General features: G+C 63.2%; 16 protein-coding genes. 12 read left to right on the top strand and 4 right to left on the bottom strand.

The window, feature by feature from the left end; all coding sequences use genetic code 11:
- Nucleotides 1–2 precede the first annotated feature (2 nt).
- From HGP13_RS06085 to HGP13_RS06070, 4 genes are all read left to right on the top strand, one after another.
- Nucleotides 3–689, top strand: a complete 687-nt coding sequence (locus HGP13_RS06085; protein WP_172222781.1) for a hemolysin III family protein — start codon at nt 3–5, stop codon at nt 687–689.
- Between the two features lie 105 nt (nt 690–794).
- Nucleotides 795–1,820: a MotA/TolQ/ExbB proton channel family protein gene (locus HGP13_RS06080; protein ID WP_172222778.1), complete on the top strand. Its 1,026-nt coding sequence runs from the start codon at nt 795–797 to the stop codon at nt 1,818–1,820.
- A 1-nt stretch (nt 1,821) separates the two neighbouring features.
- Complete coding sequence (locus HGP13_RS06075) at nt 1,822–2,853, top strand: peptidoglycan -binding protein (RefSeq protein WP_172222776.1); 1,032 nt, start codon at nt 1,822–1,824, stop codon at nt 2,851–2,853.
- Between the two features lie 246 nt (nt 2,854–3,099).
- Complete coding sequence (locus tag HGP13_RS06070; RefSeq protein ID WP_172222773.1) at nt 3,100–3,528, top strand: hypothetical protein; 429 nt, start codon at nt 3,100–3,102, stop codon at nt 3,526–3,528.
- Nucleotides 3,529–3,605: 77 nt separating this feature from the next.
- Here the strand turns inward: HGP13_RS06070 and HGP13_RS06065 are convergent, their stop codons facing one another.
- Nucleotides 3,606–3,959 (bottom strand): DUF1304 domain-containing protein, encoded by a 354-nt coding sequence (locus tag HGP13_RS06065; RefSeq protein ID WP_172222771.1) that lies wholly within the window; start codon nt 3,957–3,959, stop codon nt 3,606–3,608.
- Between the two features lie 243 nt (nt 3,960–4,202).
- On the opposite strand from HGP13_RS06065, the gene HGP13_RS06060 reads away from it, so the two are divergent.
- From HGP13_RS06060 to HGP13_RS06040, 5 genes are all read left to right on the top strand, one after another.
- Nucleotides 4,203–5,687, top strand: a complete 1,485-nt coding sequence (locus HGP13_RS06060) for a carboxypeptidase M32 (protein WP_172222768.1) — start codon at nt 4,203–4,205, stop codon at nt 5,685–5,687.
- Between the two features lie 232 nt (nt 5,688–5,919).
- Nucleotides 5,920–6,681, top strand: coding sequence for a DUF3857 domain-containing protein (locus HGP13_RS06055; protein WP_172222765.1), 762 nt, complete (start codon nt 5,920–5,922; stop codon nt 6,679–6,681).
- Nucleotides 6,682–6,684: 3 nt separating this feature from the next.
- Nucleotides 6,685–6,822: a hypothetical protein gene (locus tag HGP13_RS06050; protein ID WP_172222762.1), complete on the top strand. Its 138-nt coding sequence runs from the start codon at nt 6,685–6,687 to the stop codon at nt 6,820–6,822.
- 21 nt (nt 6,823–6,843) lie between these two features.
- Entirely contained in the window at nt 6,844–7,476 is a 633-nt protein-coding gene (locus HGP13_RS06045; protein WP_172222760.1) for a hypothetical protein, read from the top strand.
- Nucleotides 7,368–7,823, top strand: a complete 456-nt coding sequence (locus HGP13_RS06040) for a hypothetical protein (RefSeq protein ID WP_172222758.1) — start codon at nt 7,368–7,370, stop codon at nt 7,821–7,823. Before HGP13_RS06045 ends, HGP13_RS06040 begins: the two co-directional genes overlap by 109 nt.
- 15 nt (nt 7,824–7,838) lie before the next feature.
- Here HGP13_RS06040 and HGP13_RS06035 read toward each other — a convergent pair whose 3' ends face one another.
- Nucleotides 7,839–9,638: an ABC transporter transmembrane domain-containing protein gene (locus HGP13_RS06035; protein WP_172222756.1), complete on the bottom strand. Its 1,800-nt coding sequence runs from the start codon at nt 9,636–9,638 to the stop codon at nt 7,839–7,841.
- Nucleotides 9,639–9,845: 207 nt separating this feature from the next.
- Between HGP13_RS06035 and rpmE the strand changes: the two genes are divergently transcribed.
- Complete coding sequence (gene rpmE, locus HGP13_RS06030; protein ID WP_096451251.1) at nt 9,846–10,067, top strand: 50S ribosomal protein L31; 222 nt, start codon at nt 9,846–9,848, stop codon at nt 10,065–10,067.
- A gap of 54 nt (nt 10,068–10,121) precedes the next feature.
- On the opposite strand, the gene HGP13_RS06025 is transcribed toward rpmE, so the two are convergent.
- Nucleotides 10,122–10,829: a hypothetical protein gene (locus HGP13_RS06025; RefSeq protein WP_172222754.1), complete on the bottom strand. Its 708-nt coding sequence runs from the start codon at nt 10,827–10,829 to the stop codon at nt 10,122–10,124.
- A gap of 161 nt (nt 10,830–10,990) precedes the next feature.
- Between HGP13_RS06025 and HGP13_RS06020 the strand changes: the two genes are divergently transcribed.
- On the top strand, nt 10,991–12,070 hold the full coding sequence (locus HGP13_RS06020; RefSeq protein WP_172222752.1) for an AraC family transcriptional regulator: 1,080 nt from the start codon (nt 10,991–10,993) through the stop codon (nt 12,068–12,070).
- 16 nt (nt 12,071–12,086) lie between these two features.
- On the opposite strand, the gene HGP13_RS06015 is transcribed toward HGP13_RS06020, so the two are convergent.
- Complete coding sequence (locus HGP13_RS06015; protein WP_172222750.1) at nt 12,087–12,716, bottom strand: TetR/AcrR family transcriptional regulator; 630 nt, start codon at nt 12,714–12,716, stop codon at nt 12,087–12,089.
- Nucleotides 12,717–12,841: 125 nt separating this feature from the next.
- On the opposite strand from HGP13_RS06015, the gene HGP13_RS06010 reads away from it, so the two are divergent.
- Nucleotides 12,842–13,669 (top strand): NAD(P)H-binding protein, encoded by an 828-nt coding sequence (locus tag HGP13_RS06010; RefSeq protein WP_172222748.1) that lies wholly within the window; start codon nt 12,842–12,844, stop codon nt 13,667–13,669.

Below are 13,669 nucleotides of genomic sequence, written 5' to 3'. Positions count from 1 at the left end.
AGATGACGAACACACCGCCGCAACTCGAAATCCCCTTTGTCGGGCGCTGGCACTATTCCCGTGCGGAGATGATCGCCGACGGCGTTGTGCATGCCGTCGGCATCGTGCTGGCGATCGCGGCCGGCTCGGCGCTGCTGGCGCTGGCGGCGTTTCGGGTCGGGCCTGGCGAATATATCGCCGCCGCCTTCTATGTCGTTTCGCTGCTTACCGTGCTGTCGGTATCGATGACCTACAATCTCTGGCCGGTGACGTCGCCGGCGAAATGGGTCTTGCGGCGCTTCGACCACGCCGCGATCTATCTCCTGATCGCCGCCACCTACACGCCCTTTCTTGCCCAGCTCGATGGCTCGCCATTGGCCAGCTGGATGATCGTCCTGGTGTGGGCAGCGGCCGCCATGGGCATCGCCATAAAAGTGTTTTTCCCCGGCCGCTTCGACCGGCTGGCTGTTGTCTTCTACCTCGCCATCGGCTGGAGTGGCATCATTCTGGCAAAGCCCCTTGTCCAGACCCTGCCGACGACATCGCTTGCGCTCATCATCGCCGGTGGCGTCGTCTATTCCTGCGGTGTCATTTTCTTCGCCTGGAAGGGGCTGCGCTTCCACAATGCGCTGTGGCATGGCTTCGTCGTCACCGGCGCCGGCCTGCATCTGGCGGCCATGGTCGACTGTCTGGTCATCAATCGTCTCTGACAACGACTATCGGTGTGGCAATATTGCCAAGCGCCATTCAATTTGGTCACAATTCCGTTTAGAGTCGCCATCTACGTGATCGGCGGCATCGGAAACGGGGCACGGATGGCTTTTCTCAGATCCTTCGGCATAGGCAGGCGCTCCGACGTCCTGATCTACGATCCGCATAAACTGTCGAGTCCGCAGGTCTTCCTGCTGACCATGGTTATCTTCCTGGCCATCGTCGCCTTCATTGCCGCCATCCTGACCCGCCAGATCTCGACCGCCTTTGGCAGCAATCCCGGGCTCAACGGCCTGATCGTCGGCGTGCTCGTGGTCGGCATCCTGCTCGCCTTTGCCCAGGTCGGGCGGCTGTTTCGCGAGGTGCGCTGGGTCAACTCCTTCCGTGCCGGCTCCGAGACAACAGAGCCGGTTCTGCTGGCGCCGATGAAGGCGATGATCGGCCGCTCCTCCGCGACGGCCTTTTCGACCAGTTCGATGCGCACCATGCTCGATTCCATCGCCACGCGCCTCGACGAGAGCCGCGACACCTCGCGCTATCTCGTCGGCCTGCTGGTGTTCCTCGGCCTGCTCGGTACCTTCTGGGGCCTGTTGAACACGATCGGCTCGATCCGCGAGACCATTGAATCGCTCGACCCCGGCACGGGTGACGCGGCGGCGGTGCTCGATTCGCTGAAGCAGGGCCTGTCGGCGCCGCTGGCCGGCATGGGCACGGCCTTCTCGTCCTCGCTGTTCGGTCTGTCGGGCTCGCTTGTCCTCGGCTTCCTCGACCTGCAGGCGGGCCGCGCCCAGACCCGCTTCTACACCGAGCTTGAGAACTGGCTGTCCTCGGTCACGGACCTGTCGTCCGACATCGTCGTCTCCGACCCGGCCAAGACCGAATCCTCCGACGAGATCCGTGTGCTGTCGGAACGGCTGCGCAGCATGCAGGAGAATGGCGGCGGCTCCAATCCGCGCGTCGCCACCGCCATGGCCAATCTCGCCGACGGCATTTCCGGCCTGGTCAAGAACATGCGCTCCGAGCAGCAGATCATGCGCGACTGGGTCGAGGCCCAGTCCGATGAGCAGAAGGCGATGCGCAACACGCTGGAAAAGATCGCCGAAGCCCTGAAGAAGCCCGGGGTGCACTGACATGGCGCTCGCCAGGGGCAGACGTGCCGATCGCCGCATCGACTACTGGCCAGGCTTTGTCGACGCGCTGTCGACGCTGCTGCTCGCCATCATGTTCCTGCTCACCGTCTTCGTGCTGGCGCAGTTCCTGCTCGGCCGCGAACTCTCCGGCAAGGATACAGCGCTCACACGCCTCAACTCGCAGATCAATGAACTGACGCAGCTTCTGGCGCTGGAGCGCTCGACGGCGCAGGACAAGGACGATTCGCTCGCCAATCTGCAGGCGTCGCTATCGGCGGCGGAGGCGGAGAAGAGCCGGCTCGAACAGTTGCTGGCGCAAGGCGCCGGCGCCGGCGACGCCGCCACCCAGCGGGCCGTGGAACTAGGCGGCGAACTCGACAACCAGCGCCAGATCAGCCAGCAGGCGCTGAGCCAGGTCGAAATCCTCAACCAGCAGATCGCGGCACTGCGCAAGCAGATCGGAGCGCTCGAGGATGCGCTCAACGTATCGGAAACCCGCGACCGCGATTCCAACACCAAGATCGCCGATCTCGGCCGCCGGCTGAACGTGGCGCTTGCGCAGCGCGTGCAGGAATTGAACCGTTACCGCTCCGACTTCTTCGGGCGTCTGCGCGAGATTCTCGCCGACCGCGAAAACATCCGCATTGTCGGCGACCGCTTCGTCTTCCAGTCGGAAGTGCTGTTCCCGACCGGGTCCGAGGTGATCAACGATGCCGGCAAGGTCGAGATGAAAAAGCTCGCCGACGCCATCATCGAACTGCAGAAGGAGATCCCGCCCGAAATCAACTGGGTGCTGCGCGTCGACGGCCACACCGACAACAAGCCGCTCTCCGGCACCGGCCGTTACCGCGACAATTGGGAACTGTCGACGGCGCGTTCGACCTCGGTGGTCAAGTTCTTGATCGAGAACGGCGTGCCGGCCAACCGGCTGGTCGCCGCCGGCTTCGGCGAGTTCCAGCCGCTCGATCCCGCCGACACCGACGAAGCGCGCAACAAGAACCGCCGCATTGAACTGAAGCTCACCGAACGGTGATCCATCATCGCGGCGAAGTCACGCGAACTTGTTCGTCGGCTCAACTCTAGGGCGCAGGCCAAAGCCGGCAATGCCTGAAAAGATTATCTTTTTTTAATTACACTTCACGCCGGAGCGCTCCTAGCTTGCTGCGCAGGGCCGAGAACCGCCGGCGATACCTCCCATCGCGACACGACGGAACCGGACGGCCCGCGGCTGGAAGGCAGGCGAAGAACAGCCGCCTTCCTCTTCAGAGGAGACGCGACGATGCGCTCTTTTCCACCCTCGCTAAGAACTGCAACACTGACCGCATTCTTGATCGCCATTCCGCTCACCGGCGCCTATGCCGCGAGTCATAACAGAGGCGTTCTCGACCCGACCACCCCGAGCGACTTGACGGGGCAGCGTGTCGAGGCTCTCATTGAACAGGCTCAAGGCGTCCGCCAGGGCATCGTCGACGCCAGGCAGGCCAACAACATCACCCCGGCCGTGGCGGAACACCTGGAAATGCGCACCAACCAGATCAGCCGGACCGCCGAGAAGATTGCCGCGTCCGATCACGGCAGGATCCCGGCCGCGCAATACCATGACCTGCTGCGTCATCTCGACAATGTCGACCAGCGCTTGCGGGTCGACACCGGCAGCGGTTTCCCGATGGGTGGCGGCTCCGACGGCGGAAGCTATCCGAACGGCTGAGGCAGCCCATCTGGAAAGGTCCGACAGGAAGGGACCACCTGGCGCCTTCGGGACCCCAATCCCGCGGGCGTCCTTTTTCACCAACCGAACCAGACCGCGATCAGGGCGACCACCGCCGGCACGGTCTGGATGAAGAGGATTTTTCGCCCCACCGTCGCCGCGCCGTAGAGGCCGGCAATGGCCACGCACAACAGGAAGAAAACCTTGACCTGAAAACCGGCGGCACCGAGATAAAGCCCCCAGATCAGGCCGGCGGCGAGAAATCCGTTGTAAAGGCCCTGATTGGCGGCTAGCACCTTCGAAGCTCTGGCGAATTCCGTCGTCAGGTTGAAGGCCTTGTGTCCGCGCGGCGTGTCCCACAGCACCATCTCGAGATAGACGATATAGGCATGGATCAAGGCCACCAGCCCGACCAGGATGTTGCCGATCATGTGCTCCCCCTTGATGCGTCACTGGCAGCATTTCATGTGTGGCATCGCCTGCGCAAGGTGCATCTGCCGGATGGCGTCTAGAGCAATTCCAGGAAAAGTGTGAAGCGGTTTTCCGTCCGGAATTGCGCCAAAATAAAGAGGCGGAGCGGTTTGCCGTTTCCGTGAAACGGTAAACTGCTCCGAGGGTTGCCAACGCTTTTGCGTTGGTGTCTTTTCGCGCCGTCCTCAATCACGGAAGCCGCCATGTCCTTTCAGAAACTCGACGACCTCGGCCACAAGCTCGAAGCACTTGAGCATGCACTGGCCATTCTCGGCGCCGATGAGGCGACGCATATGGCCGTCGGCGGCGGCGAGAAGCGTGCCGAGGCGATGGCGGCACTGGCCGGCATGTACCACACCAGGGCAACTGCACCGGAAATCGCCGACTGGATCGCCGCCGCCGAAGGCGAGGCGCTCGACGATGAGCAGCGCGCGGCACTCACCGAACTGCGGCGGCAGTACACAAACCTGACCTGCCTGCCGGTCGAATTCGTCGAACGCCAGACGACGGCGCGCATGCGTTGCGAGCAGCTGTGGCGCGACCTGCGCGCCAAGAACGATTGGGTAGGCTTCCAGCCCGCGCTCGAGGGCGTGGTGGCGCTGGTGCGCGAAGAAGCGGCTCTGCGCTCCGACGTGCTCGGCCTCGCCCCCTACGATGCGCTGATGGAGCAATTCGACCCCGGTAACCGCACCGCCGACATCACCCCCGTCTTTGCCGACCTGAAAGCCTTCCTCAAAGGCTTCGTGCCGGAGGCGCTGGCGATCCAGGAAGCGCGGCTGCGCAAGCATCCGCTAAAGCCGCTTTCGGGCACCTATGCGATCGACAAGCAGCGCGAACTCGGCCTTGCCATGATGGCGGCGGTCGGTTTCGACCTGACGCACGGCTCGCTGTCGGTGTCGCACCATCCCTTCTGCGGCGGCGTGCCCAGCGACGTGCGTATCACCACCCGCTACAAGACATCGGATTTCCTGTCGGCGCTGATGGGCGTGCTGCACGAGACCGGCCACGCGCTGTACGAACAGAACCTGCCGAAGGCGTGGTCGCACTGGCCGCTCGGCAAGGCGCGCGGCATGGCCGTGCACGAAAGCCAGAGCCTGTTCGTCGAAAAGCAGGTCGGCCGCAATCCCGCCTTCTGGCGCTGGGCGCTGCCGGTGGTGGAAAAGCATCTCGGCGAGGCCTGGTCGCTCGACGATCTGCTGCCGCATGTGCATCGCGTCGAGCGCGGCCTGATCCGCGTCGACGCCGACGAGGTGACCTATCCGCTGCATGTCATCCTGCGCTACGAGCTGGAGCAGGAACTGGTCTCGGGCCGGCTGGAGGTGGCTGATCTCCCCGAAGCCTGGGACGCCAAGATGCGCGACTATCTCGGCCTCTCGACCATCGACAATCCGGCCGACGGGCCGATGCAGGACGTGCATTGGCCGGGTGCCGCCTTCGGCTACTTCCCGTCCTACACGCTGGGCGCGATGATGGCGGCGCAGCAATGGGCCGCGCTGACGCGCGAGCATCCTGCCGCCGACGACGACCTGGCGAAAGGGAATTTCGCGGATATCAACGACTGGCGCCGCAAGAAGATATGGTCACAGGGGTCGCGCTGGTCGACGCCGGACCTGCTCGAGCGCGCCACCGGCGAAAAACTCAACGCGGTGTATTTTGTCAATCACCTGAAGCAACGCTACGGCGCATGAGATCGACCATCGTGCCGTCCCGATTTGGGTGATTGGCGACAACAGCCGGCGATCAACAAGGACGCGTCATCGCCTTGCGACGATCTTGCAGGATTGCCTCTACTTTTCTATCACTGGTGGTATCCGACGATCGAAGCGTGCGGATCACAAGGGCGGGTACTTTCCGGTGACATCTTCTACGATCACACGGCTTGTCATCTTTATTGCCTTCGCGATTTTCTGGGCGCCGGCCATGGCCGACACAGAAATTCACAAGGGCAGCCCTGGCGCCTGGATCGACAGGGTCGAGCTTCCCAAGGCGGACCCACGCTTCGACAGCCAGATCAAGGGCGGCATCTCCAATCTCGTCTCTGAATATCAGATCCGGCAGCGGCCTGGTGGCATCGAGGCCTTCGACCGCTATGCCTACAAGATCGTCGACCGCACCGGGCTCGAGCACGGCGCCGCCATAAATTTCGAATTCGACCCGGCGACGTCGCAAGTCACGATGAACTGGCTGAACATCATCCGCGACGGCGTGGTCATCGACCGGCTGCCCCGAGCCACGTTCGACGTATTTCGGCGCGAGAAGGATGCCGAGAAGGGCCTGTTCGACGGCTGGCTCACGGCCTATGTGAATGTCGACGATGTCCGTGTCGGCGACATCATCGACTATGGCCGGACCACCGTCAGGACACCGATCGTCGGCGCCGATCTGTTTTTCCACTCGGTCGCCATGGCCTGGGGCGAACCCATCGCTCTCATTCGCGAGAAGGTGACATGGCCGGCAAGCCAGCCCTTGAACATCCGCCAGGTGCGCACTGACATCCAGCCTGATGTCAAAACCGACGGCGCGTCGAAATCCTACACCTGGCAAAGCGTCAACCCTGCCCCGGTCAAATCAGAGGAAAACCTGCCGGCGGATTTCCTGACCTATCCGACGATCCAGATCTCCTCGACAGCCAAATGGCAGGACGTTGTCGATGCGATGTTGCCCTACTATCGGCTCGACTAGGAATTGCCGGCCGCTTTCGCATCGAAGCTCGATGACATTGCCGCCAGATACGCCAGGCCGGAAGACCGGATGATCGAGGCAATGCGGCTGGTCCAGGACACCATCCGCTATGTAAGCCTGTCGATGGGCCGCGGCTCCTAAATTCCCCGCAGCCCCGGCACCGTGATCGCCTCAGGCTTCGGCGACTGCAAGGACAAGGCCGTGCTTCTTGCCTACAGCCTGCGCCGGCTGGGCGTCCAGGCCGAGCCGGCCCTGACCGACCTCGACGACGGACTGGCGCTTGGCGACATGCTGCCGACGATCCGCGCCTTCGACCACGTCATCGTCAAGGCAACGATCAAAAGCCAGACCTACTGGATCGATGCGACCAATTATTTGCAGGGAGGCCGGGCCGAAAATCTTGTTCCGCCCGACTATGGCTTTGCCTTGCCTGTTATCGCCGGCAAGGCACAGATCGAGAGGATGGAGCGCAAGGAGCTTTTCCAGCCGACTACTTTCGTCAGCGAGGCATTCGACTTTCCCAAGCTCAAAGGCGAGGCGCTCAAGCTGACGGTCAGCACGACCTATCGGGACGCCGATGCCGACTCCATGCGCTACAGGCTGGTTTCGCAATCGGCCACCAAGCTCGCCGACGACTATCTGCAGTATTACAACCGGCAGTATCCCGGAATGACCAGCATGGCGCCTTGTCGGCACATGACGATCGCGACGGCAACGTCGTCACGACGGTCGAATCCTACGCGCTTCCGGCCGATGATCTCGACGCCGATGATCTCGTCAAGAACTTCCCACTGAAGGCGGATGTCGGCATCAGCAATCTGCCGGAGCCGGACATGGTTGGCCGGGCCAGGCCGATCTGGCTCGGCAGCCAGATGTTCAAGCGCCATCAGTGCATCGTCCGGAACCTGAAGGCGGCATTTGTCGGCCCCGAAAAGTCCGACGACGTGATCACGCCCTATGTCGCCTTCAAGGCGCGCTGGTCGAGCACGCCGACCGAATTCCAGGTCGACTGGTTTCTCAAGACGATCGGCGATCGGGTTCCCGCCAAGGACATCGGTTCGTATCTGAGGTCGCGCAGGAAGATGAGCGACAACGCCTCATGGAGCTACAATTTCGGCTATGCCGAAACCGAGGCGAATTGAGCCATCTCTGGATGGTTACTCCGCCGCGCCCCTGAAGGCGTTGGCGCCGGTCTCGAACTGCAGCTTGGCCAGCCGTGCATAGATGCCGCCCTTGGCGACCAGGCTCTGATGCGTGCCTTCCTCGACGATACGGCCGCCATCCATGACCAGGATCCTGTCGGCCTTCAGCACCGTCGCCAGCCGGTGGGCGATGACGATGGTGGTGCGGCCCTGCATCAGCCGTTCGAGTGCGACCTGCACCAGCGTCTCGCTTTCGGCATCGAGTGCCGAGGTCGCCTCGTCGAGCAGCAGGATCGGCGCGTCGCGCAGAATGGCGCGGGCGATCGCCACCCGCTGGCGCTGGCCGCCGGACAGCGTCACGCCGCGCTCGCCAACCTGGCTGTCATAGCCGTTTTCGAGCCTGAGGATGAATTCATCGGCCAACGCGTCCTTGGCCGCCGCCTCGATCTCGGCTTCGCTGGCTCCGGGCCGGCCAAAACCGATATTGTCGCGCGCGCTTGCCGCGAAGATGGTGACGTCTTGCGGGACGATGGCGATGCGCTCGCGCACCGAGACGGGATCGGCTTCCCGCACGTCGACGCCATCGATCAGGATCTTGCCGGTTTCGGGATCGTAGAAGCGCAGGATCAGCGAAAAGACCGTGCTCTTGCCGGCTCCCGAGGGGCCGACGATGGCCACCGTCTCGCCGGGCATGACCTGAAAACTCAGGCCGTGGACGGCGGCGCGGTCGGGCCTTGCCGGATAGGAGAAGGAGACATCGTCGAAGACGATCGCGCCCTTGGCGACCGCCGGCAGTGGCTTCGGATCGGCCGGCGCCTGGATCGCCGGCTTCTCGGCCAGGATCTCTGTCAGCCGTTCGGCCGCACCCGCCGCTTGCGCAAGTTCGCCCCAGACTTCCGACAGCGCGCCGAGCGCGCCTGCGGCGAACACCGAATAGAGCAGGAACTGGCCGAGCGTGCCGGGCGATATCGTGCCTTCCAGCACATCACGTGAGCCGAACCACAGCACCGCGACAACGGACGAGAAAATGGTGAAAATGGCAAAGAAGGTGAGGAAGGAGCGCGCGAAGATCGAGGCACGCGCCGCCTCGAAGGCAGCCTCCACCGCGCCCGAAAAATGACTGGTGACCAGCTTCTCGTTGGTGAAGGCCTGCAGCGTACGCACCGCGCCGATCTGCTCGCTGGCATAGGCTGTGGCATCGGCAAGCGTGTCCTGCGCCTGCCTTGACTTGCGCCGCACCGAACGGCCGAAGGCGACCAGCGGCAGCACGATGATTGGAATGGCCGCGATGACCAGGCTGGACAGTTTCGGGCTGGTGACGACCATCATCGCCAGCGCTCCAAGGCCGAGGATGACATTGCGCAGTGCGACCGAGGCCGTGGCGCCGACCGCCGACTTGACCTGCGTGGTGTCAGCGGCGAGCCGCGACACGATCTCGCCCGACTGGGCGGTGTCGAAGAAGGCAGGCGACAGCGTCGTCACATGGGCAAAGACATCGCGCCGGATATCGGCGACGACACGCTCGCCGAGCGTAATGACGAAATAGTAGCGGCAGGCCGATGCCGCCGCCAGCATGGCGGCCATCGCCACCAGTGCGGCAAAGTACTCGGCGATGAAGGTGGTGCTGGACGATGAGAAACCATGGTCGATCATGCGCCGGACCGCCAGCGGCAGCGTTAATGTCGTTGCCGCCGCGATGGCCAGCGAGATGAGGGCGCCGACGACCAGCGTGCGATATCCGGTGATATAAGGGAACAGGCGTCTGAGCGGCTTGAGCGAGCGTCGGCGCTCGTCTGCGCTGCTTGATTGCGCCATCTCGGTTGTTTCCTCTAGCCGCTTCGGCTTCATGCGCCGCAATATGCGCTTGCCGCGGCCTTGTGATTCAATTCCGCCTGATGTATAGGCTCGCCGACCGTTTTAGAAGCCGTGGCTCCTCAATAGCTGCGGCTTCGAGTTTTAAAAAGAGGCGCATCGACGCAGGCTTATGCCCGTCAGCCGCGCCGGCAAGCCAGGAACCGAGCCATGAAGAGCGCTATTCATCCCGATTACCACACCATCAAGGTCGTCATGACCGACGGCACCGAATACATGACCCGTTCGACCTGGGGCAAGGAAGGCGATACGATGAACCTCGATATCGACCCGACCACGCACCCGGCCTGGACCGGCGGCCAGCAGACCCTGCTCGACCGCGGCGGCCGCCTGTCGAAGTTCAAGAAGCGTTTCGAAGGTTTCGGCCTCTAAGCCATTTCGGCATCGCCGCAGATCAAAAACCCGCCTTCGAGGCGGGTTTTTTGTTCAGCGAATGGTGGCACGAACAAAGTCGCCCTTGATGACGACCGAGGGCTTGGCACCGGCGGTGCTGGCAAGCGCGCTGTCGACTAGGGACGCCGTCGCGGTCACCGAATAGCTGATCGCAACCCCTTGCCCGAAGGACAGGGTAGCATCCAGCGCCTTGCCGGTGATGGCGATGTTTTCGTCCTGCCTGACGCTGCCGAAGGCGAGATTGGCTTTCAGCGCATCGCCTCTGAGGTCGACGGTCGAGGCATGCCCGTCCAGCGAAACATCGGCCGCCTTGCTGGTTATGGCGATGGTGGAGAAATTCCCCGCCATGTCGGCCTGCAGCGCCGCCTGGTCGATCGACACCGAACTTTCGGGCTGAATGTTGGCATTGATCTCGACCCGGCAGTCGGACGGATCCAGCCATGAGGAGGGGGCAACGTCGATACGCAATGTCGAGGCCTCCAGCTTCATGTCGCTGGCAAGGCTGCAGTCATTGGTGAACCAGCTCGAATACCAGCGCGAAAACCAGCCTTCGCGGCGGCTGCCGATCGTCGCCTGGTAAGGCGCCGAGGCCGAAGTGGTGAGCCTGACGGAACTGGCTTCGCCCGAAATGACGACGGCGCTCACGCCGGCGAGATCGAGTGTCTTGCCGGCATCCCCGCTTGCCGGTGACGCAAGCACGACGCTGCCGAATGACAGCAGGCCAAGAATTGCGGATTTCATTGATATCTCCGATCATGTGTGGCGGTCCCTGCTGGACCGTGGCGGTGTCGGAATGACCCGGGGACGTCGATTTCCGCGACCTCGATCGCGATCCGGGACGACCGTGAACGCAATCCAGGTCATTGTCGGTCGCTGCCAGCCTTGGAACCACGCTTGCGATCATGATCTTCATCCCCCTGCCGTTCGTCGTCGCCCTGCTGCTCATCATCCTGCTTGTGCAGATGATCCGCGCAAACGAGGCCGATCTGCGCGAGCACATCGCCTTCATGCTACTGATGGCCGCCTATGCCTTGCAGTCGGTGCTGATCGGCATCCGCTGGGGTTATGATGTTAGGGCCATGATGCCGGTGCAGTCGGTGCTGGCGACGCTGATCGCACCGCTTGCCTGGATTGCCTTCAGCGGCTTGACGAAGGAACGATCGGAGCATGGCCTGGCACGGTTGTGGCCGCATCTGCTGCCGGCCTGCCTGGTTGCCTTGCTGCTGGTCTTCTGGCGCGAGCCGGTCGGCCCGGTGATCATCCTTGTGTTCCTGTCGTATGGGCTAGCGCTTCTCTGGCTTGCACTGGCCGGCCCCGATGTCCTTGTCGAATCACGCCTCGACGGCGTCTTGCGGTCCTACCGGTCGCTGTGGGTGACGGCGCTGGCGATCCTCGCGTCGCCGATCACCGACATCATCATCAGTTTTGACATGCAATGGACCGGCGGAGCTCATTCCGGCGCGGTGATTGCCGGCGGCAACGTTCTGGCGCTGTTGCTTCTCGGCGGTGCTGCCGCGGTCGCCAGCGAAGCCACCGCTCCGGACGAAGATGAGGAAGAAGAGGATGAGCCTCAGCTGCAAGCCGCACCACGCATAACCAGCGAAGACTCCGCGATCGCGGCGGCGGTCGACGCGCTGATGCGGTCGAAGGAACTCTACAAGGATGTCGATCTCAACCTTGGGCGCATCGCCAGGCGGCTCGGCCTGCCGGCACGGCAAGTGTCGTCGGCGATCAATCGCATCCACGGATCGAGCGTGTCGCAATATGTCAACAACCAGCGGATCGACGAGGCGCGTCGCCTGCTGGCGACGACGGACGAACCGATCACCCGCATCATGTTCGACGCCGGTTTCCTCAGCAAATCGAACTTCAACCGCGAGTTCCTGCGCATCACCGGCCTGAGCCCGAAAGCCTGGCGGCTCGAGCACCAGCCGCCAGGCGGTGCGATGCCGGCCACATCCTTGCTGGAGGGGGGAAAATGAACAGGCGCGGTGCCACTCAGTCTCCGGTCAATTCCCGCAGTGCCATGCGCTTGTAGGCGGCGACCAGCCTGTCGCCCTCCTCCCGCTCGACCGAGATGGCCAGCCGCATGACGGCCTCGCCCATCTGCCAGACGAGAAATGCGGTTGTCTCCAGGGCGACCGGGTCGGCACCGGGACGCAATCGCTTCAGCACCGCCACAAGGAACTCAGCGTTGGCCCGGCTGTCGGCGAGTTCGAGCTGGCGCAGCGCCTTGTCGGCCTGCGTGCCCGACCAGATGTCGCGCATCACCGGCTCGGCCAGAAACAGCCGATAATAGATATCGACCAGTTCCGAGAATGCCCGCCGCAGGCCTTCGGCATCGCTAACATCCCTGAGTTCGGCCGAGATGCAGGCCTGGCTTTCGGCGGTGTAGCGCTCGGCCAAGGCCCAGATGATCGCCCGCTTGTCGGGAAAGAACTGGTAGAGCGAGCCGATCGACACCCCTGCCCGTTCAGCGACTTCGCCCATGCGCATGGCATCGCTGCCTTGCTCGGTGATCAGCGCCGAGGCAGCCGCCAGCATGCGCTCCACCCGCTCGCGGCTCCGCTGCTGGCTTGGTGCCCGCCTTGGCGAAGCCATCTGCTCATTGGCCGGCGTGCCTTCCATGGACTGTCTCCAACAAACGTGTTCGGCAAATCGCCGAGGAAATGGCTTGACTCACAAAATACGAGGGTTTATCACGTTTTGCAAATGTGAGGATTACTCATATTTTGCAACAAAGGAAAACCACCATGATCGACACCAAACCAATCCTGATCCTCGGCGGCACCGGCAAGACCGGCCGCCGCCTCGCCGAGCGGCTGACGGCGCGCGGCATTCCGGCACGGATCGGTTCCCGTTCCGCCGCGCCTCGTTTCGACTGGGAAGCTCCCGCAAGCTGGGTGCCCGCACTCGAGGGCGTCAGCGCGGTCTACATCAGCTACTATCCCGACATCGCCGTGCCAGGCGCCGCCGAAGTGATCGGTGCATTCGCCCGTCTTGCCGTGCGGCATGGCGTTCGCCGGCTGGTGCTTTTGTCGGGTCGCGGCGAGCCCGAGGCGCAGCGCGCCGAAGAGATGCTGAAGGCTTCCGGGGCCGACTGGACGATTCTGCGCTGCGCCTGGTTCTCGCAGAATTTCAGCGAAGGCCTTCTCGTCGAGCCGCTGCTGGCGGGCGAGGTGGCATTGCCGGTCGGACCTGTCGGCGAACCCTTTGTCGATGTCGACGACATCGCTGACGCCGCCGAAGCGGTGCTGACTGAGCCCGGTCATGTCGGCCAGCTCTATGAGCTCACGGGGCCGCGGCTGTTGAGCTTCACTGATGCGGTCGCCGAGATTGCCAAGGCGGCAGGACGCGACATCCGCTTTGTCAGAATTTCGCATGACGAGTTCACTGCCTCTGTCACGTCGCATGAACTGCCACCCGAAATCGTCTGGCTGCTCGATGAGCTGTTCACCCAGGTGCTCGACGGCCGCAACGAGTCGCTCACCGACGGCGTCCAGCGCGTGCTTGGCCGTGCGCCGAAAGACTTTTCCGCCTACGCAACCGAAACCGCCGCAACCGGCATCTGGAGCAACTGA

It is taken from the genome of Mesorhizobium sp. NZP2077 (assembly GCF_013170805.1).
Lineage (GTDB): Bacteria > Pseudomonadota > Alphaproteobacteria > Rhizobiales > Rhizobiaceae > Mesorhizobium.
This window is presented reverse-complemented; position numbering and strand designations above follow the sequence as displayed.